The 26,451-nt window shown below is 63.2% G+C and carries 28 protein-coding genes and 1 pseudogene; 8 read left to right on the top strand and 21 right to left on the bottom strand.

Going from position 1 to position 26,451, the window contains the following annotated elements:
• Nucleotides 1–129 precede the first annotated feature (129 nt).
• A complete protein-coding gene (locus QQM37_RS11090) occupies nucleotides 130–2,415 on the top strand; it encodes an acyltransferase family protein (RefSeq protein ID WP_285727453.1) in 2,286 nt (761 codons plus the stop codon).
• Between the two features lie 49 nt (nucleotides 2,416–2,464).
• Here QQM37_RS11090 and map read toward each other — a convergent pair whose 3' ends face one another.
• From map to rplN, 13 genes and pseudogenes are all read right to left on the bottom strand, one after another.
• Nucleotides 2,465–3,319, bottom strand: coding sequence for a type I methionyl aminopeptidase (gene map / locus QQM37_RS11085; protein ID WP_285727451.1), 855 nt, complete (start codon nucleotides 3,317–3,319; stop codon nucleotides 2,465–2,467).
• A gap of 3 nt (nucleotides 3,320–3,322) precedes the next feature.
• Nucleotides 3,323–3,895, bottom strand: a complete 573-nt coding sequence (locus QQM37_RS11080) for an adenylate kinase (RefSeq protein ID WP_285727450.1) — start codon at nucleotides 3,893–3,895, stop codon at nucleotides 3,323–3,325.
• 5 nt (nucleotides 3,896–3,900) lie between these two features.
• Nucleotides 3,901–5,226, bottom strand: coding sequence for a preprotein translocase subunit SecY (gene secY / locus QQM37_RS11075; protein WP_285727447.1), 1,326 nt, complete (start codon nucleotides 5,224–5,226; stop codon nucleotides 3,901–3,903).
• A 785-nt stretch (nucleotides 5,227–6,011) separates the two neighbouring features.
• Nucleotides 6,012–6,943 (bottom strand): annotated as a pseudogene (locus QQM37_RS11070) (IS5 family transposase).
• A gap of 503 nt (nucleotides 6,944–7,446) precedes the next feature.
• Nucleotides 7,447–7,935 (bottom strand): 50S ribosomal protein L15, encoded by a 489-nt coding sequence (gene rplO, locus QQM37_RS11065; RefSeq protein WP_285727445.1) that lies wholly within the window; start codon nucleotides 7,933–7,935, stop codon nucleotides 7,447–7,449.
• Complete coding sequence (gene rpmD / locus QQM37_RS11060) at nucleotides 7,935–8,156, bottom strand: 50S ribosomal protein L30 (protein WP_285727443.1); 222 nt, start codon at nucleotides 8,154–8,156, stop codon at nucleotides 7,935–7,937. The genes rplO and rpmD overlap by 1 nt, the downstream gene beginning before the upstream one ends.
• On the bottom strand, nucleotides 8,156–8,884 hold the full coding sequence (rpsE, locus tag QQM37_RS11055; RefSeq protein WP_420030160.1) for a 30S ribosomal protein S5: 729 nt from the start codon (nucleotides 8,882–8,884) through the stop codon (nucleotides 8,156–8,158). The genes rpmD and rpsE overlap by 1 nt, the downstream gene beginning before the upstream one ends.
• Nucleotides 8,881–9,264 carry a 50S ribosomal protein L18 gene (gene rplR, locus QQM37_RS11050; RefSeq protein WP_285727439.1) on the bottom strand — a complete coding sequence of 128 codons (384 nt, stop codon included), beginning with the start codon at nucleotides 9,262–9,264 and terminating at the stop codon, nucleotides 8,881–8,883. Before rplR ends, rpsE begins: the two co-directional genes overlap by 4 nt.
• Before the next feature lie 2 nt (nucleotides 9,265–9,266).
• Nucleotides 9,267–9,803 (bottom strand): 50S ribosomal protein L6, encoded by a 537-nt coding sequence (gene rplF, locus QQM37_RS11045; RefSeq protein WP_285727437.1) that lies wholly within the window; start codon nucleotides 9,801–9,803, stop codon nucleotides 9,267–9,269.
• Between the two features lie 20 nt (nucleotides 9,804–9,823).
• Nucleotides 9,824–10,222, bottom strand: coding sequence for a 30S ribosomal protein S8 (rpsH, locus tag QQM37_RS11040; protein WP_285727435.1), 399 nt, complete (start codon nucleotides 10,220–10,222; stop codon nucleotides 9,824–9,826).
• Nucleotides 10,223–10,332: 110 nt separating this feature from the next.
• Nucleotides 10,333–10,914, bottom strand: coding sequence for a 50S ribosomal protein L5 (rplE, locus tag QQM37_RS11035; protein ID WP_285727434.1), 582 nt, complete (start codon nucleotides 10,912–10,914; stop codon nucleotides 10,333–10,335).
• Nucleotides 10,911–11,273 carry a 50S ribosomal protein L24 gene (rplX, locus tag QQM37_RS11030; protein ID WP_285727432.1) on the bottom strand — a complete coding sequence of 121 codons (363 nt, stop codon included), beginning with the start codon at nucleotides 11,271–11,273 and terminating at the stop codon, nucleotides 10,911–10,913. Before rplX ends, rplE begins: the two co-directional genes overlap by 4 nt.
• 2 nt (nucleotides 11,274–11,275) lie before the next feature.
• Entirely contained in the window at nucleotides 11,276–11,644 is a 369-nt protein-coding gene (gene rplN, locus QQM37_RS11025) for a 50S ribosomal protein L14 (RefSeq protein ID WP_285727431.1), read from the bottom strand.
• Between the two features lie 414 nt (nucleotides 11,645–12,058).
• Here rplN and QQM37_RS11020 point away from each other — a divergent pair, with 414 nt between their 5' ends.
• Nucleotides 12,059–13,513, top strand: coding sequence for a class II fumarate hydratase (locus QQM37_RS11020; protein ID WP_285727429.1), 1,455 nt, complete (start codon nucleotides 12,059–12,061; stop codon nucleotides 13,511–13,513).
• Nucleotides 13,514–13,644: 131 nt separating this feature from the next.
• Here QQM37_RS11020 and QQM37_RS11015 read toward each other — a convergent pair whose 3' ends face one another.
• Together QQM37_RS11015 and QQM37_RS11010 are read right to left on the bottom strand one after the other, a co-directional pair.
• Complete coding sequence (locus tag QQM37_RS11015) at nucleotides 13,645–14,121, bottom strand: NUDIX hydrolase (RefSeq protein WP_285727427.1); 477 nt, start codon at nucleotides 14,119–14,121, stop codon at nucleotides 13,645–13,647.
• Between the two features lie 56 nt (nucleotides 14,122–14,177).
• Nucleotides 14,178–14,681 (bottom strand): prepilin peptidase, encoded by a 504-nt coding sequence (locus QQM37_RS11010; protein WP_285727426.1) that lies wholly within the window; start codon nucleotides 14,679–14,681, stop codon nucleotides 14,178–14,180.
• A 59-nt stretch (nucleotides 14,682–14,740) separates the two neighbouring features.
• On the opposite strand from QQM37_RS11010, the gene QQM37_RS11005 reads away from it, so the two are divergent.
• Nucleotides 14,741–15,526 carry a hypothetical protein gene (locus QQM37_RS11005; RefSeq protein WP_285727424.1) on the top strand — a complete coding sequence of 262 codons (786 nt, stop codon included), beginning with the start codon at nucleotides 14,741–14,743 and terminating at the stop codon, nucleotides 15,524–15,526.
• An 83-nt stretch (nucleotides 15,527–15,609) separates the two neighbouring features.
• On the opposite strand, the gene QQM37_RS11000 is transcribed toward QQM37_RS11005, so the two are convergent.
• Nucleotides 15,610–17,046 (bottom strand): PhoH family protein, encoded by a 1,437-nt coding sequence (locus tag QQM37_RS11000; RefSeq protein WP_285727463.1) that lies wholly within the window; start codon nucleotides 17,044–17,046, stop codon nucleotides 15,610–15,612.
• 302 nt (nucleotides 17,047–17,348) lie between these two features.
• The gene (locus tag QQM37_RS10995; RefSeq protein ID WP_420030159.1) at nucleotides 17,349–18,116 is read right to left on the bottom strand and encodes an isoprenyl transferase; all 768 of its coding nucleotides are present in this window, start codon (nucleotides 18,114–18,116) and stop codon (nucleotides 17,349–17,351) included.
• A 94-nt stretch (nucleotides 18,117–18,210) separates the two neighbouring features.
• Here QQM37_RS10995 and trhA point away from each other — a divergent pair, with 94 nt between their 5' ends.
• Nucleotides 18,211–18,876, top strand: coding sequence for a PAQR family membrane homeostasis protein TrhA (gene trhA / locus QQM37_RS10990; protein ID WP_285727422.1), 666 nt, complete (start codon nucleotides 18,211–18,213; stop codon nucleotides 18,874–18,876).
• Here the strand turns inward: trhA and QQM37_RS10985 are convergent.
• Nucleotides 18,775–19,158: a hypothetical protein gene (locus QQM37_RS10985; protein WP_285727420.1), complete on the bottom strand. Its 384-nt coding sequence runs from the start codon at nucleotides 19,156–19,158 to the stop codon at nucleotides 18,775–18,777. The genes trhA and QQM37_RS10985 overlap by 102 nt on opposite strands.
• Before the next feature lie 98 nt (nucleotides 19,159–19,256).
• Nucleotides 19,257–20,222, bottom strand: coding sequence for a mycothiol conjugate amidase Mca (mca, locus tag QQM37_RS10980; protein WP_285727418.1), 966 nt, complete (start codon nucleotides 20,220–20,222; stop codon nucleotides 19,257–19,259).
• A gap of 183 nt (nucleotides 20,223–20,405) precedes the next feature.
• Between mca and QQM37_RS10975 the strand changes: the two genes are divergently transcribed.
• Nucleotides 20,406–20,828 carry a DUF4307 domain-containing protein gene (locus QQM37_RS10975; protein WP_285727416.1) on the top strand — a complete coding sequence of 141 codons (423 nt, stop codon included), beginning with the start codon at nucleotides 20,406–20,408 and terminating at the stop codon, nucleotides 20,826–20,828.
• Nucleotides 20,829–21,033: 205 nt separating this feature from the next.
• The gene (greA, locus tag QQM37_RS10970; protein ID WP_285727415.1) at nucleotides 21,034–21,525 is read left to right on the top strand and encodes a transcription elongation factor GreA; all 492 of its coding nucleotides are present in this window, start codon (nucleotides 21,034–21,036) and stop codon (nucleotides 21,523–21,525) included.
• Between the two features lie 93 nt (nucleotides 21,526–21,618).
• Here the strand turns inward: greA and ilvA are convergent, their stop codons facing one another.
• The gene (ilvA, locus tag QQM37_RS10965) at nucleotides 21,619–22,875 is read right to left on the bottom strand and encodes a threonine ammonia-lyase (protein WP_285727412.1); all 1,257 of its coding nucleotides are present in this window, start codon (nucleotides 22,873–22,875) and stop codon (nucleotides 21,619–21,621) included.
• A gap of 163 nt (nucleotides 22,876–23,038) precedes the next feature.
• Entirely contained in the window at nucleotides 23,039–23,986 is a 948-nt protein-coding gene (locus QQM37_RS10960) for an aldose 1-epimerase family protein (RefSeq protein WP_285727410.1), read from the bottom strand.
• A 112-nt stretch (nucleotides 23,987–24,098) separates the two neighbouring features.
• Here QQM37_RS10960 and galT point away from each other — a divergent pair, with 112 nt between their 5' ends.
• Nucleotides 24,099–25,253 carry a galactose-1-phosphate uridylyltransferase gene (gene galT, locus QQM37_RS10955; protein ID WP_285727408.1) on the top strand — a complete coding sequence of 385 codons (1,155 nt, stop codon included), beginning with the start codon at nucleotides 24,099–24,101 and terminating at the stop codon, nucleotides 25,251–25,253.
• Entirely contained in the window at nucleotides 25,250–26,416 is a 1,167-nt protein-coding gene (gene galK / locus QQM37_RS10950; protein ID WP_285727407.1) for a galactokinase, read from the top strand. Before galT ends, galK begins: the two co-directional genes overlap by 4 nt.
• Nucleotides 26,417–26,451: the final 35 nt, after the last annotated feature.

The raw sequence follows: 26,451 nt of genomic DNA, 5'->3' as shown, positions 1-26,451 counted from the left end.
TTCCCCCCCCCCCCCCCACCGGCATTTAAGGCCTGAGCCGCCGGACGACCGCCAGGCCCCCAACGATCCAGGGCCGCCAAATACCCGGTAAAATTGGCGGGAGCCCATCCACCCCGCGAGAGGAATTCCGTGCACGCTGCCCTTCGCACTGTCGACGCCCGGGATGGCGCATCGCCTGATCTGGCACAGCAGCGTTCGCGGACCGGCCGGGTCCGCACTACGGGCCAGCACAGCTTCCGCTCCGACCTGGAGGGTCTGCGCGCCGTAGCGGTGCTGGCCGTCGTCGCCGATCACCTCTTCCACCGCCCCAGTGGCGGCTACATGGGCGTGGACGTCTTCTTCGTCCTCTCCGGCTTTCTGATCACCGGGCTGCTGCTGCGCGAGGTTGACCGGACCGGCAGGATCTCCTTCGCCGATTTCTACCGGCGCCGGGCCCGTAGGATCTTCCCGGCCGCCATCCTGGTGTTGGCCGCGACGGTGGCAGCGGCCTTTCTGATCTTCCGGATCGGCAAGGCCCTGGGCGTGCTCAACGACGCCTTCTGGGCGGCGATCTTTGTCGGTAACTGGCAGCAGGCACTCAGCGGCACTGACTACATGAACGCTGGAAGCGCCGCCTCTCCCTTGCAGCACTATTGGTCCCTGGGTGTGGAGGAACAGTTCTATCTGCTCTGGCCGGTCCTGATTCTGGTGCTGGCCTGGCTGGCCCGCAGACTGCGGTGGGGACAGCGAAGCCGCGCCGTGTTGCTCGGCATCGTGGTGACCCTTGTGGTGGCGGCTTCCTTTGTTTTCGCACTCTGGGATACCGCGAATCATCCCACCGTGGCCTACTTCTCGACCCTCTCGCGTGGCTGGGAGCTGGGGCTGGGCGCGCTGACCGCCATCTGTGCACCGCTTTTCAGCCGCTTGCCCCTGGCCGTCCGGGTGATTCTGGGCTGGCTGGGACTGGCAGTGATTGTCTTCTCCGCCTTCTGGCTCACCCCCAGCACCGCCTTCCCGGGACCGTGGGCCATCCTGCCGGTGGCAGGGTCCGTACTGATCGTGATTGCCGGCATCGGGACCTCAGGTAGGGGCTATCCAGGGGCTATGTTCCTGCTGACCAACCCGGTCAGCCGCTACATCGGCAAAATCTCCTTCTCGCTCTACCTCTGGCATTTCCCGGTCGTCATTCTGCTGGAACCCTTCTTTGCGGCGGGCGACCGGCTCTACTACGTGGCGGCGGGGATTCTGATGGTGGGGCTCTCGGTGCTCTCCTTCCACTGCGTGGAAAATCCGATCCGACGCTCGCACTGGCTCGAGCCGCGCCCCGCTGTGAACGGGCGCCGGGTACGTCGGCATCGTGACGTGCGCGCCCGGATGCTGTGGATCCCGGCGCTGGCCGTCATCGTGGCGGTGGCGACCGCAGGTTTCCAGCTCAGCCGCCCCACTACCCCCTTGGCCCTGCCGGTGCCGAGCGCCTCGCTGGCACCGATTGTGGTTCCCGGCCCGGAGGCCTCGAACAGTGCCAGCGCGAGCGCGACGGCACCGGCCTTCCCGGATCCACAGCCTGCCCAGACGGCCGCCATCCAGGCAGCACTGAACACCCCCCAGTGGCCGGCTCTGAGCCCGGACCTGGACCAGTTCGGCAATGCCGGGCAGGCTGTCAAGGCCCCGGAGTGGATCAAGGACGGCTGCCTGGGCACCAATGAGTCCCAGGTGGACGATCCGATCGCGAATGCGGCGCACTGCGTCTACGGCGATCCCAACGGCAAGCACACCCTGGTGCTCTACGGGGACTCCGTGGACATCAGCTACCTGCCCGGCATCCGCGCCGCGTTGGCGGGGCAGAGCTGGAAGATCTACGTCTACACCGTCGCGGGCTGCCCGGTGTCCGCCGTCAAGCAGACTCAGATCGGCGGGGCACCCTTTCCCGAATGCGATGCCTTCCGCGACTGGGTGGTGGGCCAGATCGCCTCACTCAAGCCCGATCTGGTGGTCATGAGCGAGTTCCGCTGGGATCCGGTACTGATCAGCAAGGCCAGCGGTCCCGCGGCCGATGCCGAACGCGCGGCCGGGTACGACGCGACCCTCTCCCGGGTCGCGGGGGTGGCGAAGCGGATACTGCTGCTGGCCGCACCGCCGGAAGGCAAACTGCTGGCCAGCTGCGCCACCCGGGTAAGCACTCCCGCTGACTGTGTGGCCGCGCCCTCGGCCTCCTACGAGCGCACCGTGGGCATCGAGTCCGCCGCCATCGCCAAGCTGGGGGTCAAGGCAAGCTATGTGAAGACCGAGCCGTGGTTCTGTGTGGACGGAAAGTGCCCGGCCTTCATCGGCTCGACGCCGATGCACGCGGACCAGTACCACCTGACGGCAGCCGGTTCAGTGGAGCTGGCACCACTGCTGGCGCAGGCGATGCGGCAGGCGCTCAGCGCCTCCTGACGCCCAGGCCGCAGGAGTCGAAGGTCCGGCCTCGCGGTCGCTCAGACATTCAGAACGCGACCGGCTGGACTCCGAAGGGCGCCAATTTCTCCGCGCCGCCATCGAGCGCTGTGAGCACCCAGATCCCGCCCTCATGCAGGGCCACGGAATGCTCCCAGTGGGCCGCACGCTGGTGGTCGTTGGTCACGACCGTCCACTCGTCCGCCAGGGTGTGCGTGGCGATCTTGCCGCGCACCAACAATGGTTCAATGGCCAGAGCCATTCCGGGGCGTAGCTTGGGCCCACGATGCCGGGACCGGTAGTTGAGCACGTCAGGATCCATATGCATGGCGGTACCGATGCCGTGACCCGTGTAATCCTCGATGATGCCGAATTTGCTGCCCGCGCGTTCGGTGACGAAGTCATCAATCGCGTCACCGATTTCGCCCACGCGCCCGCGTCGTGCGCCGGCGGTCGCCATGGCGGCAATGCCACGCCACAGAGCGGCCTCGGTCAGCTCGGAGAGCTCCACATCGGCCGGATCGGCGGTGCCGACGATCACGGTGCGGGCTGAGTCAGCATGCCAGCCCTTGCCACCGCTGGCGGCCCTGACGATAGCGCCGCCGTCAATCGAGACGACATCGCCGTCCTCCAACGCCCGGTCATCCGGGATGCCATGCACCACCTGATCATTCACCGAGGTGCAGATCGTGGCCGGGTAACCGTAGTAGCCCAAGAAGTTGGAGGTCGCTCCGGCCTGAGCCAGCTGTTCGGCGAAAACGTCGTTCAGCTCCGCAGTGGTGATGCCTACCCGGGCCTGCGCGATCACCGCGTCCAGGGCGGAGGACAGGATCAGCCCCGCCTCGCGCATGAGGCGGAGCTGATCCAGCGTCTTCAGTTCAATCGCACGTTCGCGAATGGCCATGAATCAGCTACTCCCTGCCAGGGAGTCGATGGCGGTCATGATCCGCTCGGTCACCTCGTCCACGGCGCCCAGGCCGTCAACCTTGACCACGATGCCCTGCTCGGCATACTTGGCCACAACAGCCTCGGTTTCCGTGTGGTAGAGCTCCAGGCGGTGGCGGATGACCTTTTCGTCATCGTCGCTGCGGCCGAGTTCCTTCGCCCGGCCCAGCAGACGCTGAACGAGTTCTTCGTCATCCGCGATCAGCTGCAGGACCACGTCCAGGGTGGCGCCGTCCGCAGCCAGAATGCTGGCCAGCTCCTCCACCTGGGCGAGCGTGCGGGGGTAGCCGTCCAGCAGGAAGCCGTTGGCGACGTCGTCCTGCTGCAGCCGGTCACGCACCATCTTGTTGGTCACCGAATCGGGGACGTAGTCCCCCGCATCCATGTACTTCTTCGCCTCGAGGCCAAGCGGCGTCTGCCCTTTGACGTTCGCGCGGAAAATATCACCGGTGGAGATCGCCACAATATTCAGGCGCTCGGTGATCCGCTCCGACTGGGTGCCCTTCCCGGAACCGGGAGGGCCGACAATCAACATTCTGGTCATCGTAGAAGCCCTTCATAGTGGCGCTGCTGAAGCTGCGCATCGATCTGCTTTACCGTCTCCAGCCCGACGCCGACCATGATCAGCAACGAGGTACCTCCGAAGGGGAAGTTCTGGTTGGCGTTGATCAGGACGAGCGCGATCAACGGGATCAGCGCCACCAGGCCCAGGTACAGCGCACCTGGCAGCGTGATCCGGGACAAAACGTACTGCAGGTAATCGGCGGTCGGCTTGCCAGCCCGGATGCCCGGGATGAAGCCACCGTACTTCTTCATGTTGTCCGAGACTTCCTCCGGGTTGAAGGTGATCGCCACGTAGAAGTACGTGAAGAACACGATCAGCAGGAAGTAGAGCGCCATGTAAATCGGGTGGTCGCCCTTGGTCAGATTGTCATTGATCCAGATGGCCCAGGCCGGCGCGTTGGTCTGATCGCCGCGAATGGCGAACTGCGAGATCAACGAGGGCAGGTACAGCAGGGAGGAGGCGAAGATGACGGGCACGACGCCGGCCATGTTGACCTTGATCGGAATGTAGGTGTTGGTGCCACCCACGGTGCGGCGTCCGACCATACGCTTGGCGTACTGCACCGGCACACGGCGCTGGGACTGCTCCACGAAGATCACGAGAGCCATCACGACGATGCCCAGGACGATCACGATGAAGAAGGTGCCCGGGCCCTTGGTGATCCAGATCTGGCGCAGCGAATCCGGGAAGCGGGCGATGATCGAGGTGAAGATCAGCAGGGACATGCCATTGCCGACACCCTTTTCGGTGACCAGCTCGCCCATCCACATGATGAGGCCGGTACCGGCCGTCAGCGTGATGATGAGCAGGATAGTGGTGACAATCGAGGAGTCCGGGATGATGGCCTGCGGTGAACCGTCAATTCCACAGTTTCCTAACAGTTGGCCGGAGCGGGCCAGAGACACCAGGGTCGTCGCGTTGAGCAGGCCCAGGCCAATCGTCAGGTAACGCGTGTACTGGGTGAGCTTACTCTGACCCTGCGCACCTTCCTGATGCAGTTCCTGGAAACGGGGAATAACCACCCGGAGGAGCTGAATGATGATACTCGCCGTGATGTACGGCATGATGCCGAGGGCGAAGATGGACACCTGAAGGAGTGCGCCGCCACTGAAGAGGTTGATCAGCTGGTAGATGCCGGTCTCAGTGTTGGCACTGCTGATACAAGCTTTAACGTTCTCGTAGTTCACCCCAGGGGAAGGGATGAATGCGCCCAGACGGAAAATTGCAACGATTCCGAGGGTGAACAGCAACTTGCGACGCAGGTCCGGCGTGCGAAAAGCGCGGCCAAATGCGGTGAGCAAGCGTCCTCCTGACAGTTAGGTGTACAAGACGTATTAACAGAACCGGGGCACCATGAAATGAGGCGGCCCATAGGTCCACCCACCGAGTCTAGTGGGTAGCTCCCCCAGATGACGAAAACTCGTGGTGGGTGCGGGGTTCATGCCAGCACCCACCACGAGTCTTCTTCACCCCACTACAGAAGGCGATGCCTGTGCCTCAAAAGTGAAGCTGCATGTCGCCGCAAACCACCATCTCGTCTGGCCCTGCGAGTACGCAAGACATCGCCTAGAGGATGGTAGTCCTATCTATGTAGACCCACGATCCTCCAAAGTTGGATGACTGCCATCTCGGCAAGTAGAAGTCGATCGTCGTCCCATCCTGAGTTCGATACACGATTTCAACGTCATTGTTTCCGCTCGAGACTGAGGTGACGTAGGCAAAACCCGTCCCGGGGAGTGTGCCTGCATTGGCGATGCAGGTGGCACTGCCGTTAGTGAACGCATACCAGAGGTAGTCCCGACTCCCGCAGTCCACGATGTTGGCTGCGCTTGCCGGAACGGCCGCCGCGAAGGTCACCCCCAAACCAAGGACCACACTAGCAATGCCGCTTGACAGTATTTTCGCTGTCTTCTTCAAGAGACCAACTCCAATCGCTGTGAAATCCCCCGCACTGCCAATGCAACCACAGTTGCACAGGACCCACAACAGTTTTCCCCTCCTAATTGACAGGAACGAACGTGCTCCGGCCACTCGACTTGCCTCGTGGCTTGAAACCACGGTCCGTCAAATCGTGAAGGAGTTAGAACTAGGGCATGTCTCCTAATGGGGTTGCCCAGGTGAGGCAGGCATGGAGGACGGCGCCGGCACGGTATGCGGGCGCGAACTTGTCGTACCGGGTGGCGGCCTCGCTATTGCTTGACGTGGGCGAAGGACCGCTCGACGACATTGCGGTCTCTGTAGGCGTTGCTGTCGAACTTCGGGGGCCACCCGCCCTTGCTGCCCTTTCTTTTTCGGGACGCGATCTGGTCGCTCTTTTCCGGGATCACCGCGGTGATGCCACGTTCCCGGAGCATGCGCCGATTCGCCCCGGACGCATACGCTTTGTCCGCGAGGACCGCATCGGGACGGGTCCGCGGACGCCCACCGCCAGCCCGGGGAACACGGATGTCGTCGAGCACTTCCCGGAGCATGGCCCCGTCGTTGCGCTGCCCGCCAGTGACCACGATCGCGAGCGGGAGGCCGTTCCCGTCGACGGCATGATGGATCTTCGTCGTCAACCCGCCACGAGAGCGGCCGATACCGTGACCTGCCGGTTCAACCTCGTGAAACGGCAGATTCTTGTGATTCGACCCTGCCCCCTGTGTCCTGGTCGGGACGGGTCGTGTTCGTCGCGTGCTGATGCGCACGCGCGATCGTCGCGTCCACGGACACATCCCAGCCGATCAGGCCCGCCGCATCCGCATCCGCGAGAAGGGTCTGCAGCACGCGATCCCACGTCCCGTCGCCGGCATACCGGCGGTGACGCTTCCAGATCGTCTGCCACGGCCCGAACTCCTCCCGCGGCATATCCCGCCACGGCGTCGACGTCCGGAACCGGTAGATGATCCCATCCACGACCCGACGATCATCCTCGAACGGACGACCCCGCCGCCCCGCATTCGAGGGCAGCAACGACCCGATCACCGCCCACTGCGCATCCGTCAACCGGCGAGAACGAGAACGAGAAGAAAACCACACCACTCCAGTTTCACTGCTCAATCACCAGGCATATAGGAGACACGCCCTAGCCAAGACAGCTCCGCACTACTGGAAAAGAACCCGACAGCGGGCGACTGGGCCGAGACCAAACGTCAAATAGCGAAGTAGCCCACGGCAATGCGCGTCACCGCGCCTGACATACTCGTAGTTACGCTGCACACCAAAACGGGATCAGTTCAAAAGCGGTACAGGAGCGCTGATCGGAGGTGTGGCCGCGCTGCAGTGTCCTGGCATAGGGTCCGTGCCGCTAGGCACAGCTGAACTTTCCTTGGGTGCGAGCCCGCGCGGATTCCTGGATCGGATAGGTCAAGGAACCAGGACTACGCTTAGCCCGCAAGTCTCCCGAAACGTCTCAATTCGAGAAAAATACCCGAGATACCATCAACACAGTGCTAGTGGGTAGCTCCCCCAGATGACGAAAACTCGTGGTGGGTGCGGGGTCTCCCCTGCTCCCACCACGAGTTCATGTGTCGATTCGCTCCTTAGAGCGCCGTGGTGCTTCCGCCAGCGGCAGCGATCTTCTCCGCTGCACTGGTGGAGAAGGCGTCAACCGTGACATCGACCTTGACGGTGATCTCGCCGGTACCCAGGATCTTCACGGGCTGGTTCTTGCGAACAGCACCGTTAGCCACCAGGGACTCCACCGTTACTTCGCCACCGTTGGGGTACAGCTCAGAGAGCTTGTCCAGGTTGACGACCTGGAACTCCACCCGGAACGGGTTCTTGAAGCCACGCAGCTTGGGAAGGCGCATGTGCAGCGGCAGCTGGCCGCCAGCAAATCCAGCCTTCACCTGGTAGCGGGCCTTGGTGCCCTTGGTGCCACGACCAGCGGTCTTACCCTTGGAACCTTCACCACGGCCCACACGGGTCTTGGCGGTCTTGGCTCCCGGAGCGGGACGCAGGTGGTGCACCTTCAGCGGGTTCTGCTTCTCAGCAGTCTCCACTGCCTCGGCAGTCTTCTTCTCAGCCATTACTTGTCTCCCTCAACTGGCTCAACCTTCACCAGGTGCGGAACCGTGTTGATCATGCCCACGGTCACCTCATCGGCCTGACGAACGACGGTGTGACCAATGCGCTTCAGGCCCAGCGAACGCAGGGTGTTGCGCTGGTTCGCCTTGGCACCGATGATGCCTTTGATCTGCGTGATTTCCAGGGACTTCTCAGAAGCCTGGATGTTCTTGGGCGTGCTCATCAGGCACCTGCCTTTACTTGCGCGTGTTCTTGGATGGTGCGCAGCAGCGGTCCCGGAACAACCTCGTCCATCGGCAGACCACGACGGGCAGCAACAGCAGCCGGCTCTTCGAGCTGACGCAGTGCGGCCACCGTAGCGTGCACGATGTTGATGGCGTTCGTGGAACCGAGCGACTTGGACAGGATGTCGTGGACGCCAGCGCACTCCAGTACGGCACGCACCGGACCACCGGCGATAACGCCAGTACCCGGGGTGGCCGGACGCAGCAGCACGACGCCGGCAGCGGCCTCGCCCTGCACACGGTGCGGAATGGTGTTACCCACGCGAGGAACACGGAAGAAGGACTTCTTCGCTTCCTCGACACCCTTGGCGATGGCCGCAGGAACTTCCTTGGCCTTACCGTAGCCCACGCCCACCAGACCGTTGCCGTCTCCGACGACCATCAGTGCGGTGAAGCTGAAGCGACGGCCGCCCTTGACGACCTTGGCCACACGGTTGATGGTGACCAAACGTTCGATGTACTGGTTCTTCTCAGCATCGCGACCGCCGTCGCGGCCACCACGGCCGCCATCGCGACCGCCACGGCCACCACGATCGTTACGCTCGCCACGACGGCCGCCGCGGCGGTCATCAGTGGAGGTCGTTGCGTCGGCAGTAGCTGCAGTTGCTGCTTCGGTGTTCTCGGACACAGGGGTCTCCGTGTTTTCTGAGTTGAGGTTCTCGCTCACAGGGCCAAACCACCTTCGCGTGCGCCGTCAGCGACAGCTGCAACCCGACCGTGGTACTTGTTGCCACCGCGGTCGAAGACCACAGCTTCAACGCCAGCAGCCTTGGCGCGCTCGGCTACGAGCTCACCAACCTTCTTCGCCTTGGCGGTCTTGTCGCCATCGAAGGCACGCAGATCCGCTTCCAGGGTCGAGGCCGAAGCAACGGTCACGCCCTTGCTGTCATCGACAACCTGCACGAACACGTGGCGAGCGGAACGGGTGACAACCAGACGAGGACGAGCCTCGGTGCCGACGATCCGCTTGCGCACGCGCAAGTGACGGCGACCCCGGCGGGCGGAGGACGACTTGCCTACGCTCTTCTTGGTAATGGTCAACGCCATGATTACTTACCAGCCTTTCCGACCTTGCGGCGGATTACTTCGCCCGCGTAGCGGATGCCCTTGCCCTTGTACGGGTCGGGCTTGCGCAGCTTACGGATGTTGGCAGCAACTTCGCCCACTTGCTGCTTGTTGATGCCCACGACGGAGAGCTTGGTGGGGCCCTCGACCGTCAGGGTGATGCCCTCAGGAGCCTTGACCAGAACCGGGTGGCTGTAGCCCAGGGCGAACTCGAGGTCCGAACCCTTGGCCTGTACACGGTAACCGGTGCCGACGATTTCGAGCTTCTTTTCGTAGCCTTCAGTCACCCCGACAATGAGGTTGGACAGCAGGGTACGGGTCAGGCCGTGCAGCGAACGCGAAGCGCGCTCGTCATTGGGCCGGGCAACGGTGAGCGTGCCTTCATCGAGGGTGACCTCGATCGGGCTCGGCACCTCGTGGCTCAGTTCACCCTTGGGTCCCTTGACGGACACCAGGGCGCCATCGAGCTTGACCTCGACGCCAGCAGGCACGGAAATCGGGAGACGTCCAATACGTGACATAAGTCTTTACTCCCTTTCTTCTACCAGACGTAGGCGAGGACTTCCCCACCCACACCCTTCTTGGATGCCTGACGGTCGGTCAGTAGACCGGAGGACGTCGACAGGATGGCGATGCCCAGGCCGCCGAGCACGTGCGGCAGGTTGGTCGACTTCGCGTAAACGCGCAGACCGGGCTTGGAAATGCGGCGGACGCCGGCGATGGAACGCTCACGGTTCGGACCGAACTTGAGGTCAATGGTCAGCTTCTTGCCAACCTCTGCATCCTCAACCTTCCAGCCGGCAATGTAGCCTTCGGCCTTCAGGATGTCGGCCACGTGGCCCTTGAGCTTGCTGAACGGCATCGACACAGTGTCGTGGTACGCCGAGTTGGCGTTACGCAGCCGGGTCAGCATATCTGCGACAGGATCTGTCATAGTCATGTGGGCTCTTGCCCTTCCTCGGAGCGGTTTCCCTGAGGCTCTACGAGCCGCCCTGGACCTTCTCCGGAGTGATTGTTAAAAGTGAAGTACAGACAGGCGCGAAGCTGAGATCAGCTTTCAGCCTTGAACGGAAAACCCAGCGCCTTGAGCAGCGCGCGGCCTTCGTCATCGGTCTTGGCGGTCGTCACCACAGTGATGTCCATGCCGCGCACCTTGTCGATGGCGTCCTGGTCGATCTCGTGGAACATCACCTGTTCGGTCAGACCGAAGGTGTAGTTGCCGTTGCCGTCGAACTGCTTGCCGGAGAGGCCGCGGAAGTCGCGGATACGGGGCAGTGCCAGGGTGACCAGGCGGTCAACGAATTCCCACATACGGTCGCCACGCAGCGTGGTGTGCGCGCCGATCGGCATGCCTTCGCGCAGCTTGAACTGAGCGATCGACTTGCGGGCCTTGGTGACCATCGGCTTCTGGCCGGTGATGAGGGTCAGGTCGCGCACAGCGCCATCGATAACCTTGGAGTCACGAGCAGCCTCGCCGACGCCCATGTTCACGACGACCTTGACAAGGCGCGGAACCTGGTTGACGTTGGGGTACTGGAATTCCTCCTGCAGCACATCCTTGATGGACTCGGCGTAGCGAGTCTTCAGCCGCGGGGTGATCTTCACTGCGGTTTCTACAGTCTCGGTGCTCATGCCAGATCCTTTCCGGAGCTCTTGGCGTAACGTACCCGGACAGTGCGGGTACGGCCGTTGCGCTCGACGGTCTCGAGGCGGTAGCCCACGCGAGTGGGCTTCTTGGTGGACGGGTCCACCAACGCGACGTTGGAAATGTGGATGGGCGCTTCGACAATCTCGATGCCGCCGGTCTTCGTTCCGCGATCCGACTGACCAGCCTTGGTGTGCTTGGTCACGCGGTTGATGCCCTCAACGAGCACGCGGTTCGTGTCGGTGAACACGTGAAGGACCTTGCCCTGCTTGCCGCGGTCTCCGCCGCGATCCTGCTTGGCGCCCGTGATGACCTGAACCAGGTCGCCCTTTTTGATCTTCGCCATGTTTACAACACCTCCGGTGCGAGCGAGATGATCTTCATGAACTTCTTATCGCGAAGTTCACGACCAACAGGGCCGAAGATGCGGGTTCCGCGGGGGTCGCCGTCGTTCTTCAAAATCACTGCTGCGTTCTCATCGAACTTGATGTAGGAACCGTCCGCACGGCGGCGTTCCTTCTTGGTACGGACGATGACGGCCTTGACCACATCGCCCTTCTTGACGTTGCCGCCAGGAATTGCATCCTTGACGGTGGCGACGATGACGTCACCGATACCTGCGTAGCGACGGCCGGATCCACCGAGCACGCGGATGGTCAAGATTTCCTTGGCACCCGTGTTGTCGGCAACCCGCAGTCGCGACTCTTGCTGAATCACTTTTACTCCTGTCGTCTCGCCGGTTCTCACATCTGTGATCTCGCTACAGAGTGAGCCTTGCGGAACAGTTGAACGGGGGTGTCTCTTGACCCACCTGGATTTTGCCAGAATGGGCCTAAACCCCCGTGCGAGGAACATGTAACGCGGTTCTTTGCCGCCACACGGCGGGAAGAATCAGGTCAGTATGCACTGGCACGGAAATTTACGAGGTTACTCATTACTGAGCAGTGGTGTGATGTGCTGCCCCCTTTGGCTCACAGCACAGCTCGCGAGCACAAGGCTGACAGCCCACACAAACTCAATATCTTAGCATGGCCCGCAGTCGAGAGATAATGCGATGCTGGCCGCACCGTGTGGTGTACGCGATGCCGTCACCAGCCACGCCGCCTGCGCAGCACTAGTACGCTTGGATCTATGACTGAGTCGTCCGGATTGTCCACCACAGAAGCAGCGGGTTCCGAGAGCGAATACCGCATTGAACACGACACGATGGGTGAGGTCCGGGTTCCGGCCAAAGCCCTCTACGGCGCGCAGACGCAGCGAGCCGTAGAGAACTTCCCCATCTCGGGAACCACCCTGGAGAGCGCCCACATCGAGGCACTCGCGCGGATCAAGAAGGCTGCTGCGCTGGCCAATGAGGATCTGGGCGTTCTGGATACCGAGCGAGCAGAAGCGATTGCCGCAGCCGCTGACCTGGTGGCCACCGGCGCCTATGACAGCGACTTCCCGATCGACGTCTTCCAGACCGGCTCCGGCACCTCCTCCAATATGAACACCAACGAGGTGCTGGCCGCACTGGCGAACCAGGCCCTTGAGACTGCAGGAAGTGCAACCCGCGTCCACCCGAATGACCATGTCAACGCTTCCCAGTCCTCCAACGACGTCTTCCCCACCTCGGTGCACGTTGCCGCAACCTCCGCACTGGTCAACAATCTGATCCCTGCGCTGACCCATCTGGCGGCCTCGCTGGGCCGCAAGGCTGCGGAGTTCAAGGACGTCGTCAAGTCCGGGCGTACCCACTTGATGGATGCCACCCCGGTGACCCTGGGCCAGGAGTTCGGGGGCTATGCCGCTCAGGTGCGCTACGGCATCGAACGTATCGAATCCTCGCTCCCCCGCGTCGCGGAAGTCCCGCTCGGTGGCACCGCGGTGGGTACCGGCATCAATACCCCGGCGGGCTTCCCGCAGCGGGTCATCGAGCTGCTGGCTGAAGACACCGCACTTCCGCTGACCGAGGCGCGCAATCACTTCGAGGCGCAGGCGAACCGTGACGGGCTCATCGAGGCCTCCGGGCAGCTGCGCAACATCGCGTATTCGCTGATGAAGATCAACAACGATCTGCGCTGGCTGGGCTCCGGCCCGAACACCGGCCTGGGCGAGATCGCGATTCCGGACCTGCAGCCGGGCTCCTCGATCATGCCGGGCAAGGTCAACCCGGTGATCTGCGAGGCGTCGATCATGGTCTGCGCACAGGTGATCGGCAATGACACCACCATTGCGCTCTCCTCCACCAACGGCGCCTTCGAACTGAACGTCGGTATCCCGGTGATGGCAGCCAACCTGCTGCAGTCCATCCGCCTGCTGGCAAACACCGCCCGCGTCATGGCGGACAAGATGATTGACGGCATCACTGCCAATGTGGAGCGGGCTCGCTTCCTGGCCGAGGCGTCACCCTCCATCGTGACGCCGCTGAATAAGTTCATCGGGTACGAGAACGCCGCGAAGATCGCCAAGAAGGCCGTCAAGGAAGGTCTCACCGTGCGCGAGGCCACCGTGCAGCTCGGCTTCGTCGGCGAGGGCGAAGGCCAGGTGTCCGAGGCGGAGCTGGACAAGGCTCTGGACGTCACCACGATGACGGGCAATTACTGACGCTTAGCTGAACTGAGCAGCGCTTGACGCAGGATGGCGCCGGGTTCCAACCATCGGAACCCGGCGCCATCCTGCGTCTCCGCCCAGGTCCCTCTCCGTCACTTCTCCCCACGGCCTCGGGGTAACCGGGCTCAGGCGTCAGCGCTGAACCAGGCTTCGCCGTGTCGGTCCCGGGCCAGTTCCAGGATGTGTCGATGCCGATCATTGAGCCTGGGCAGGTCGTCGAGCTCAAACCATGCCACTTCCAGGGACTCGTCGTCATTGACCCGCGCCTCGCCAGTCAGGTGTCGGCATCGAAAGCTCACATCGAAAAAGGTGCACACGTCCCCATTGGGGAAAGTCACCGGCCCCACCACGCCGGTCGAGACCAGTCGCTCCACCCCCACCACCACGCCGGTCTCCTCCAGGACCTCCCGGACGGCACCGACTGCTGCGTGTTCCCCGGGGTCCAACATGCCGGTGATCAGCGTCCATTCGCCGTTGTCGGCACGCCTGCCCAGCAGCACCCGGCCGGCGGCATCGAACACCACGGCGGTGACGCCGGGCAGCCATAGCGGCGCGTGGCCGATTTTCTCGCGCAGAGCCAGGACGAAATCAGGTGTGGGCATAATGCCAGTGTTTCATGCCTGATTCGCCAGGCAGGGGCGGCCTGGCACGGACGTGCTCAGGCCGGAATCGCCAGGGCCAGCATGGTGCCGGCCATCATGAAGGGGCCGAAGGGCAGCACGGTGCTGGCGCTGCCCCGGCGACTGAGAATGAGCGCCATTCCCACCAGCCCACCCAGCAGAAAGGTCGCCACGGTGGCGTAGAGCAGATGCCACCAGCTCAGATAACCCAGATAGCAGCCCAGCAGCACCGCGAACTTCACGTCGCCCAGGCCCATCCCTGCCGGATAGATGATCCGCAACGCCAGATAGCTCGCACCGAGCGCGATGCCGCCCCCGAGAGTGCGCAGCAGCAACCCGGCATCGCCAAGGAACACCGCAGAGGATCCAAGCAGGATGACGGCCGCCAGAACCGAGGGGTAGACGATCCGATTGGGCAGCAAATGGCTGCGAATATCCACCACACTCAACCAGGCACCAGCCCCCAGCAGACAGGCGCAGGCCACCAGCAGCGACAGCCCTGCCCAGGGCACCGCCGTCAGCTCTTCCAGCCGCGCAAACATACCGGGGATGTTACTGGATTGTTCGATCCCCGGCAGCCGAGGCGGCGTAGGCTGTGGATATGAACGTCAGTGCTGACACGTTCCGCACGTTGTGCAGGTCTTCGCCGTGGAAATGGCAGAGCCTGCGATTCACTTTCCGCGCCCTATCGGTCACGTCCGGACCCCCCGATGTCGATGCTGCGGAGGCCCCTGACAACCCCACGGTCAAGGCGTGGCTGCGTCGTCCCCGGGCCCTGCGGGTCGAATCCGCAGACGGCGTGTTGTTGTACGGCACCAGCGGCATCAACGATTCGAAGAGCGCTCTTTTTGTCTCCGGATCCCGGAAGCCCTGGCTTCTTCCGCCGCATCTGGTCGCACCCGTGTACAACGATGACGGCCTGGTGCGGCGCCGCCCGGAAGCCGCGTATGGTGAGCCCGGCTTCGGACTGGAGGAAGCCGACGCCGCCTTGTTCTCCGCAGTGCTCGACCCGGTGGAGCTCGCTGGCAATGCGCCGGTTCCGCTGGAATTTCCCTTCGCCAACGTCGCCGAGCCCGGGCCGGTGAGCGTCGTGGAGCACGAGGGACGCGAAGCTCTGGAAACGGTGCTCCAGCCGAATCCGGGTTACCGTCCGCAGAACCCCGCGGGGCCGATTCTGCTCCCTGGTTCGACGGCGGTGCGGATTGATACCGGAACGGGCGTCTGTGTGGCCAGCCAGGCCCTGGACGGCCCGTCCGCGGGCCGAGGCCACTGGATCAGCATTCTGGCCGTGGATGAATACATGCTCGACGACCTGTTCCTGCGGGAGTCATCGTTGCTGACCGACGTGCGCTCGCATATTGTCTGGGAACTCCCCCAGGCCCAGTAGGCATCTGGAACGCATCACATACCCGACACCCAGTCGAACTGATCCTGCGACCCGCGCCGCAGGATCAGCCCGGATCGAAGGTGCTAGATCTCCGCGCCCTCCAACAGATCGGTGACCAGCGCGGCGATCGGCGAGCGCTCGGAACGGGTCAGGGTCACGTGCCCGAACAGCGGGTGCCCCTTGAGCGTTTCCACCACTGCCGCGATGCCGTCGTGGCGTCCTACCCGCAGGTTGTCCCGCTGGGCGACATCGTGCGTGAGAACGATCTTGGAGTTCTGACCGATCCGGCTCATCACGGTCAGCAGGACGTTCTTTTCCAGCGACTGCGCCTCATCCACAATCACGAAGGCGTCATGCAGTGAGCGGCCACGGATGTGGGTGAGCGGGAGGACTTCCAGCATGCCCCGATCCATAATCTCCTCCACGACCTCCTGGGAGACCAGGGCTCCCAGGGTGTCGAACACCGCCTGAGCCCACGGGCCCATCTTTTCCTGCTCCGAACCGGGCAGGTAGCCCAGTTCCTGGCCGCCGACGGCATACAGCGGGCGGAAGACCACGACCTTGCGGTGTTCACGCCGCTCCAGCACGGCCTCCAGTCCGGCACACAGGGCGAGTGCGGACTTACCGGTTCCAGCGCGACCGCCCAGCGAGACGATGCCGACACTCGGGTCCATCAACAGGTCGATGGCGAGGCGCTGCTCGGCTGAGCGGCCGTGCAGACCGAAGACATCACGGTCGCCGCGGACCAGGCGCACCTGCTTGTCGGCACCGACCCTGCCCAGCGCCGAGCCACGGTTGGAGAGCAGCACCAGGCCCGTGTTCGTCGGCATCTCTGCCGCAGTCGGAATGAACGCCGGTTCATGGGCATACAGGGTGGCGATTTCCTCATCGAGGACGTCGACTTCCGCCACCCCGGTCCAGCCGGAGTCCTTGACCAACTCATTGCGGTATTCCTCGGCAGGCAGCCCCATGGCGGAGGCCTTGACCCGCATCGGCAGATCCTTCGAGACCACCGTGACCACCAGACCCGCAGCCCGGCCCTCATTGGCCAGGTTCTTCGCCACGGCCAGGATCCGCGCATCGTTGTCGCCACTGCGGAACCCGGCAGGGAGCACCTCAGTGGAGATGTGATTGAGCTCCACCCGCAGCGTTCCGCCCTGCTCGCCAAGCGGGATGGGCCTGTCCAGGCCGCCGTGCTCCAGGCGCAGATCGTCGAGCAGCCGCAAGGCCTTGCGGGCAAAATACCCCAGCTCCGGGTCATGGCGCTTGCCTTCAAGCTCACTGATCACCACGATCGGCAGGATCACCTCATGCTCGGCAAACCTCAACAGTGCCCGGGGATCCGAAAGCAGTACCGACGTGTCCAGGACATAAGAACGGCCGGTCACGGAGGTACCTGAGGTTTCCGATGAACCGACCGGGGAGCTATCTGCAGCGCTACGCGATGTTCTGCGCTTGGGCGCTTTGGCAGTTTTTTGCTGGACAACATTGTGCTGGGCAACTTCGCCCAGATCGTCCATTGAGCGGGTCTTCTCAGTCGATGCCACGGGACTCCAAACCCCGGGCCGCCGCCCGGTTGGTGCGGTACATGAGTGCTGACACAGCACAATCTACGCTCGCCGCCGCGGGCCGACAGGGTCGAATGAGCGGCGTGTCGGTTAACTCCACGTAAACACCCGAGCGTGTAATCTCCGCGGGTAGGCCCCAAGCAGCCAAGGGCGTCAAAGTTTTATGCACTTACCGGGTCCGGTCCAAAGAAAAACCCCGCGTGGGTGGGCCCACGCGCCCGAGGGACCCGCTGCGAGGAACGAGCAGTGGGAGGCTAGCTGCCGTAGCGGCGATGGCGCCCGGAGTAGTCGCGGAGCGCCCGCAGGAAGTCCACCCGGCGGAAAGCCGGCCAGAGCACGTCACAGAAATACATCTCGCTGTAGGCGCTCTGCCAGAGCATGAAGCCGGAGAGCCGCTGCTCACCCGAGGTGCGAATCACCAGATCCGGATCCGGCTGACCTGTGGTGTAGAGGAAGCGTGAGATGTCCTCCACATCCAGCGAATCGGCCAGTACCTCTGGAGGTGTCCCGTGTTCGGCTGCCTCGCGCAGTAGCCCACGGACAGCATCGACGATTTCCTGCCGCCCTCCATAGCCGACGGCCAGGTTGACGTGCAGCTTCTCCGTCTCTGGCACCCGCTGCGTCAATTTGCGCAGGCGTTCGGCCAAATATTCGGGGAGGACCTCGGGCGAACCCATCGCACTGACGCTGATTTTCGGATCGCTGTCCAGCCGATCCATCAGAGTGGCGATGATGCCGAGCAACTCGTCCAGTTCATCTTTGGCCCTCTTGATATTTTCCGTGGAGAGCATATAGAGGGTGACGACCTTGATGTTCAGGTCCTGGCACCACTGCAGGAATTCGTGAATTTTTTCCACGCCAGCCTGATGACCATGGCCGGTGGAGGCATTGAACTGCCTGGCCCAGCGTCGATTCCCATCCACCACGATGGCGACATGCTCCGGAATCTTCTGTCCGCGCAGAGAGCGGGCCAGGCGGCGCTCGTAGTAGCCGTAAAGAACGTGCGGGAACTCCAGCACCATGCCGTCCCGCCTTTCATCCGTACTATGTGTGACGTTACTCAGAGTACCTGTCGGACCACCAGGGCTGATTCAGACACCCGGATAGACTCGGTGCATGAACCACGCGGCCACATCGCCCGCCACAGAGGCAGAGCTGAAACCGAGCTGGCGTGGTTGGATCCACCTGGGTGCCACCCCGCTCGCCCTGGCGGCCGGCATCGTGCTCATCTGTGTGGCACCGACCGCCCTGGGCAAGATCACTTCGGCAATCTATGCCCTAACAGGAATACTTCTTTTCGGCACCAGCGCCCTGTATCACCGTGGCAACTGGTCGCCTGGAGTGAAAGCAATTCTCAAAAGGCTGGATCACACCAACATCATGCTGGTGATCGCGGGCACCTACACGCCATTGTCCGCCATGCTGCTGAGCCCTGCCGATGCCACGGTACTGCTGTGGTCCATCTGGGCGGGTTCTCTGGCGGGAGTGGCATTCCGTCTCCTCTGGCTGAACGCGCCCCGCTGGCTTTACGTGCCGATCTACTGCCTTTTAGGGCTGGGATCGCTGTTCTACATCCCGCAATTCTTTGCGGCCAGCGTCCCTGCCGCAACACTCATCTGCTGTGGTGGTGTTTTCTACATCGCGGGGGCGGTGTTCTACGGGTTCAAACGGCCCAGACTCTCACGGACGCACTTCGGGTTCCACGAATTTTTCCATGCCTTCACCGTTGCCGGATTTGCCTGCCACTTCATGGCCATCGTGTTCGCGGTCTTCCGCCACTGAAACAGTCCCAGCTGAGCTGTCCACTGCGGTCGCGGCAAACTGCGGGCCGGAATCCTGGAGCTCACCGGCAACCTGGGCACGGTAACGGACTCGGCGGATGCGGCGGACCATATCGACAATCAGTACGGCCATGATCGCCACCACAAAAAACGTGAAGAGGAAGCCCAGGAACCCGGGGCTGACCTGATCCGGGGTGAGTCCCGGATTCAGGGAAGGCGATACATCCGGGGAAGGACTGACGTCCTGAGACAGAATCACCTGGGGCACAGTGAAGGGGAGCATCCCTCCATTATCCCGCACGAGCACCGAGACAGAATCCAGCTCAACGGCAGAACCGCCTCACCCCGCCCCACGCGCCGCAGGATCCGCCTGGAAAAGCGCTACCCCCGCAGGCCGGCGAACAGATCGTGCTCAGGAAGCTCTGTGGAGACCCTTGATTCGATCAAAGAATAGTCTTCCCACGGCCACACGGTGCGCTGGAACTCGGTATCCACCGCGAAGAAGAACCCGGCAGGGTCGACCTGACTCGCATGGGCTTTCAGCGCCTGATCCCGCACCGCCAGGAACTCCCCGCACTCCACCTGCGTGGTCAGGGCATGCTCGGGTGGACGGCTGGGGCGCGAACGGTGCTCCCCCGGGTCCGCCGGGTCCTCGTCATCCAGGAACCAGTCAAAGGGCGACGGTTTACCCAGCTCCGCCAGCGCATCATGAATGGCACGGAATTTCTTCTGGTTGAACCCAAGGTCAAAGTACAGCTTGGCGGGCGTCCAGGCCTCGCCGGTTCCGGGGTAACGCGCGGGGTCGCCCGCAGCGTTGAACGCCTCCACGGCCACCCGATGCGCCATGATGTGATCGGGATGGCCATACCCGCCGAACTCGTCATAGGCCACGATGACGTGCGGGCGGAAAGCACGCACCAGGCGCACCAGAGGAGCCGCAGCTTGGTCCAGTGGAAGGGTCGCGAAACCACCAAAGGGCAACGGCGGCAAGGGCTCGCCCTCGGGCAGACCGGAGTCGACAAATCCCAGCCAGCGCTGCTCGATGCCGAGGATGGCAGCGGCGCGTGCCATTTCAACGCGTCGAAGCCCGGCCATATCCCGCCGGGCCCAGGCCAGCGGCTCCAGGGTGGGGTTCTGAACATCGCCGCGCTCGCCACCTGTGCAGGTGGCGACCATGACCTCTGCCCCCTGGGCGCGATACATCGCCATGGTGGCGGCACCCTTGCTTGATTCGTCATCGGGATGCGCGTGCACGGCGAGAAGACGCAGGCCAGCACTGCTACCGACAGTAGCGGCGTGGTCTGCGGCTATGGTCTGGCCTGCGAAAGGCTCAGAATTCTCAGTCATTCAGGCTCCAGAAGTGGGGGGCGGATGGCCGCCTGAGGCGTAACTCACCGCGCGGATTCGATCTAGACTGGACACTACCCCGTGATCCATTCACCGCCAACCGCGATGTCATACGGAGCGGGCCACATCGCAGCAATGCCCGCCAGCCCCCTTGACTGGCCTGAAGATTCGGAGGAGTGCCGCGTGACGTCGCCCGTACCCCACGGCTCCGGTTCGGTCAGCATCGCCAATCGCTACGGAGCCACCCGCACCAGACTGACTCCGCGCAATCGCTGGATCCTCTTAGGCATCGCCGCGGTTCTCGCTCTCTCCTTCGTGGCCTGGCTGGCCCTGGGCCGCGGCCCCGGCGCGGACGTCAAAGTGGTGAGCTTCAACGTCACCGACGCCACGCAGACCAGAGTCGATTTCCAGGTCACCAAGGATGCCGCCTCCACCGCCAAATGCGAGGTTCAGGCGCTCGACCAGGGCCACGGCATCGTCGGCTGGCAGATCATCACCGTTCCACCCTCAACCACAGGTCAGTCCATGACCTCGCTCAGCGCTCTGGTGGCCACCGATTCTCTGGCGGTCTCCGTCAACGTGGATACTTGCTGGATCAGTTCATAATTCGCCAAACATCAGCGAAAACACGCCCATGGCGAACAGCCCTTGGGAACTGACCGACTCAGCATCTACACTGTATGAATATCTTCACCCCGCTAGGCGTGTTGCCGCCCCGAATGGCAACCGCAGAGGCGGGGTCTTTGCTTGAGAGCGAAGCAAAGACTGAGAAAAGCTTGCGAAGAATCCCTAACCGATGAGGAGGACCTCCGTGTCTACCCCCAGCGCACCGACCGCCTGGTTGACCCAGGAGGCGTTTGACCGTCTGAGTGCCGAGCTCGCCGAGCTGTCCGGCCCGGGCCGCGTCGAAGTGGTCAAGAAGATCGAACAAGCCCGTTCCGAGGGTGATCTGAAAGAAAACGGTGGCTACCATGCCGCCAAGGAGGAGCAGGGCAAGATTGAGGCCCGGATCCGACAGCTGACCGAGCTGCTCCGTGATGCTCATGTGGGTGAAGCTCCTGCGGACGATGGCGTCGTGGAACCCGGCATGCTCGTCGTCGCGAAGATCGCTGGCGACGAAACCACCTTCCTGCTGGGCAGCCGCGAGGTTGCCGGAGACACCGATATCGATGTCTTCAGCGAGAAGTCCCCACTGGGTGCCGCCATTCATGGCCACAAGGTAGGCGATTCACTCAGCTACGTCGCGCCGAACGGCCGGGAAATCGCGGTGGAGGTCATCTCCGCCAAGCCCTATGCAGGCTGATTTTCGGCTCTGAAACAGCCTGACGTCTACATCAAAGCCCGCACTCTTCCTAATGAAGGGCGCGGGCTTTGACGTAACCGGGGTACCTGGTTTTCAGTGCACCACGATGGGCATAAAACCTTCGGCCCGCAGATTGCGCAGCACCTGTTCACAGTGCTCGTGGCCCTTGGTCTCGAGATTGACAGTGATCGAGACATCCCCCATGCTGATCGCACCGCCCACCCGCGTGTGATCGACACCCGTGACATTGGCATCGGATTCAGCGATGATGCGCGAGATGGTTGCCAGGGAACCGGGACGGTCATCAAGCAGCATCCGCACGGTCATAAAACGTCCTGCGGCGGAGAGGCCACGCTGGATGACTTTGAGCATCAGCATCGGATCGATATTCCCACCGGAAAGCACCACAGCGGTGGTCCCGGGGTTGGCGCCTTGAAGATTCAGTGCACCGTCGAGCAGAGCCGCCACTCCCACGGCGCCCGCCGGCTCGACCACCATCTTCGACCGCTCCAGCAGGAAGATCAGAGCCCTGGCCAGCGAATCCTCGCTGACGGTGATGACGTCATCGACCAGTTCCCGGATGATCGAGAAGGGCAGCTGCCCTGGCCTGCCCACAGCAATGCCGTCAGCCATGGTGGAGACCTTAGTCAGCGGCACGAGCGCATCGGCGGCCAGAGAAGGTGGGTAAGCCGCAGCGTTTTCGGCCTGGACGCCGATCACCCGGATCTCCCGTCCCAGCTCACGCGCTTTCTCCTTCAGCGCCACGGCGACTCCCGCCAGCAGACCACCACCGCCGACGCCCAACAGCACTGTCTCCACATCAGGAAGCTGTGACAGGATCTCCAGACCGACCGTACCCTGACCGGCGACGACGTCAACGTTGTCGAAGGGGTGCACAAAGATGGAGCCGGTGGATTCGGAGTAGCGCTGAGCCTCGGCAAGAGCTTCATCCACCGTATGCCCGTGCAGAACAACTTCTGCGCCATGACTCTGGGTCGCCGCAAGCTTGGGCAGGGCCACGCCGAGAGGCATGTAGATCCGCGCAGAGATCCCCAGGGCCTTGGCAGCAACGGCAACTCCCTGGGCGTGGTTACCGGCCGATGCCGCCACCACACCCCGGGCGCGTTCTTCAGCACTCAGCCCGGCCATGCGCACATAGGCACCGCGCACCTTGAAGGAACCGGCCCGCTGCAGGTTCTCGCACTTGAGGAACACCGGCGCACCGACAGCCCGCCCCAGAGCGCGTGAGCTCTCCAGAGGTGTTCTCTCGACAATGCCATCCAGAAGTTTTTGAGCTCGGAGGACGTCATCCAGTGTGACGGGTAACTGCGTGGGAACTGCCGATTTCACCGATCGTACCTTCCTGCCCGGGTCCGCCCCGGGCACCGAAGTCGCCGGGTGCGCTCACTCCGACGGCGTGGCTCAATCATTCCGCACGAGGCATCCATCGCGGAAATCCTGTCCACCATGCGGTGCGCTCTTAGGACAATAAACGGCCCGAACTGTCGGATATCTAGAGGCTGGAATGGATGAACCAGCTGATACTGAAGGTCTCCCCCGGGGCAATCCAGCGCAGGCCCTGCCCGGTATTGAAAGCGTTGGCCGGGGCACTCATCGGCTCCACCGCGACGGCTTTGTTCCGCCCCGGGAACCCAGCGGTGGCAAATATATGCACATAGGGACATGCTTGGTCCTGGCTGAGCGCAACCCACCGTCCGTCCGGTGCGGTGAGCGTGGTGCGCGCCCAGCCATGGTCAAAGGCAAGCTCCGTAAAGGCGCAGTCAATGTCCAGATCCGCGACCGGCTGGCCCGAGCGCAGATCCAGCAGCCCGCTCACTGGAACGGTCGCCGTGGGAATGAGCGTCGCATCCACCTCCAGAGTCATCGCCGCAGGCACGGTGAGCACCAGGTCTTCGGTCGGCACATCACCCAGACGGAGATAGGGGTGCGACCCCAGAGCGATCGGAGCGGCACTGTTGCTTTCATTGAGCGCACTCTGCCGGACCCGGAGCACAGAGTTCTCATCCAGGACGTATTCCACCTCGTGCAGAACCGTGAAGGGATACCCGTGCTGCGGCCAGATCCGACCCTGGAGGCGCACCGAGAATTCCGTGCGCTCTGCCATCCGGTATTCGGTATTGCGCAACAGGCCGTGGATGGCGTGACCACGACCCACCTCAGTGATATCAAGCTGCTGTACGACGCCGTCGAGCAACCATTGAGCCTGCGCCACCCGGTTCGGCCAGGGTGCGAGCATGAGGCCGGAGCCACCGGGAGCGGGAACATCCCCACCGGAGGATTCAGTCAGGTCCACGCAATCCACCATGTAGGAGCGCAGAGCCGCCCCCAGCGGTGAAATCTTCACGACAGCATTTCCGCGGCGCAATTCCAGGTCGTCAGTGGGCGTCACATCCGGCTCAGCAAGCCCTTCGTGGCCGGACTGGAGCGAGGTTTCGGTCATGCCCTCAGGGTAGCCGAGAATGTCTGCGTAATACACGACAATTCTTCGGTCGGAATTGATGCCAGATGTTCTTTTTTGTTATATTTTGATTGACTTAATAACAGACCGTGGCATGAGAGCGAACCTGATGCAACCCCACCTCCACACCAGCACTCTTGCCGATGGGCGGGAGATCCTCTACTTCGACGAGGTCGCCCGCCCCCACACCGAGACGGACACCCGCCCACTGACACCTCGTAGCCTGGAGGACACCGGTGAGGTCCGTTATGACGCTCTCCATGACGAGTGGATCGCCGTCGCCGCTCACCGCGGAAATCGCACCTATCTGCCGCCCGCGGACCAGTGTCCGCTGTGCCCCAGCCAACCCGGCCGCCCCTCGGAAATTCCGGCCAGCGAGTATGACGTCGTCGTCTTCGAAAACCGCTTTCCCTCCCTGGGCCCGGCCGTCGGCATCGTGCCGCCCTCCCAGGGCTGGGGTTCGTCGTCAACCGGCTTTGGCCGCTGCGAAGTCGTGGCCTTCACCAGTGAGCATGAGGGATCATTCGGCACGCTGAGTGTTGATCGCGCCCACACCGTCCTCCAGGCGCTGGCCCAACGGACCAAAGCGCTGAGCGCACTCCCCGGCATCAAACAGGTCTTCCCCTTTGAGAACAGGGGTAAGGACATCGGAGTGACTCTGCCGCATCCGCACGGCCAGATCTACGCCTACCCCTATGTGACGCCCCGCGCCCAGAGTATGGGTCTGGCGGCACTAAAACATTTTGATCAGACCGGCACCGTGCTTCTAGCGGACCTGCTACGCGCAGAGAGCGAATCCGGGGAACGCGTCATCGCCCAGGGCGAGCACTTCACGGCTTTCGTTCCGTTCGCTGCCCGCTGGCCACTGGAAGTCCAGGTGGTTCCGCACCGCCAGGTGGCCGATCTTTCGGAGCTGTCCGAGGCCGAGATGGCCGAACTGGCTCCGATGTATCTCGATCTCCTGCGACGTTTCGATGCGATCTACGATTCGCCCACACCCTACATCTCGGCCTGGCACCAGGCGCCGCTGGATGCCCGGCTACGTCCGGTCAGCAGGTTAAACCTGCAGATCACCTCTCCCCGCCGGGCCGCAGATAAGCTGAAATTCCTGGCCGGAAGCGAGGCCGCCATGGGCGCCTTCATCTCGGACACCACTCCCGAGAACATCGCGCAGGCACTGCGCTCGGCCGGTGACCGTCTGGCGGCCACCCCCGCCAACTCCCCCACTCACCAGGAACAGTCCGCATGAATCAGAGCATCTCCACAGTAGATACCGCAGCCCTCACCACACTCTTCGCCCAGCGGTTCGGCACCGAACCGGATGGCCTCTGGCAGGCGCCGGGTCGGGTCAACCTGATCGGCGAGCACACCGATTACAACGAGGGCTTCGTGCTGCCGTTCGCCATCGACCGCTCGGCACGGGTCGCTATCAGGCAGCGTGCGGACCAGACGGCGCGACTGCTCTCCACCCTCGGCGGTTCCATCGCCAGCTACGATCTGGGAGCGCTCCATGCCGCCAGCACCGAAGGCTGGGCCAAGTACCCCCTGGGTGTGGCGTGGGCCTTTCAGCAGGCGGGGGTGAGCCTGCCCGGCTTCGACCTGCTGCTTGACTCCGACGTCCCCCCGGGGGCCGGCTTGTCCTCCTCACACGCCATCGAATGCGCCGTCGCGACGGCGTTCAACGAGCTCTCCGGTGCCGGTTTCACTGTGCAGGAGTTGGTGTTGCTGACGCAGCGGGCCGAAAATGGCTTCGTGGGCGCGCCCACTGGCATCATGGACCAGTCGGCGTCACTGAGAGGCGCCGAAGGCCGCGCGGTCTTTCTGGACTGCCGCAGCCAGGATGCCGAGCTTGTCCCGCTGGACCTTCCCGGTGCCGGACTGGCACTGCTGGTCGTCGACACCAAGGTCTCCCATTCGCACGCCGATGGCGGGTACCGGGCGCGGCGCGAGGCCTGCGAGCGCGGTGCGGCAGTGCTGGGCGTGAGTGCCCTGCGCGATCTCGCCCCCACAGATCTGAACCGCGCGGAGACCCTCCTGGATGAGGTGACCTTCCGCCGTGTGCGCCATGTGGTCACCGAAGACGCCCGGGTGCTGCAGACCGTGGATCAGCTGCGCGCGCTTGGCCCGGGCGCCATCGGCGATCTGCTGACGGCCAGCCACGTTTCGATGCGCGATGACTTTGAAATCTCCTGCCCTGAGCTCGATACCGCGGTGGAGGCGGCCCTTGTTGCCGGGGCGCTGGGTTCGCGGATGACCGGGGGCGGCTTTGGCGGCTCCGCCATCGCTCTGGTGCAGGCCACAGAGGTGGAGCGGGTGAGTCAGGCTGTGCTGGAGGCCTTTGCCGTAGCGGGTTTTGTGACCCCGGAGCTGTTCACCGTGGTGCCCGGGCCGGGAGCTCAAAGGATCTCCTGAACCTCAGCCCCGCCGCATTTTGCGAACGAAAACGG

Origin of the sequence: Psychromicrobium xiongbiense, from assembly GCF_030271165.1 — a bacterium.
GTDB lineage: Bacteria > Actinomycetota > Actinomycetes > Actinomycetales > Micrococcaceae > Renibacterium > Renibacterium xiongbiense.
This window is presented reverse-complemented; position numbering and strand designations above follow the sequence as displayed.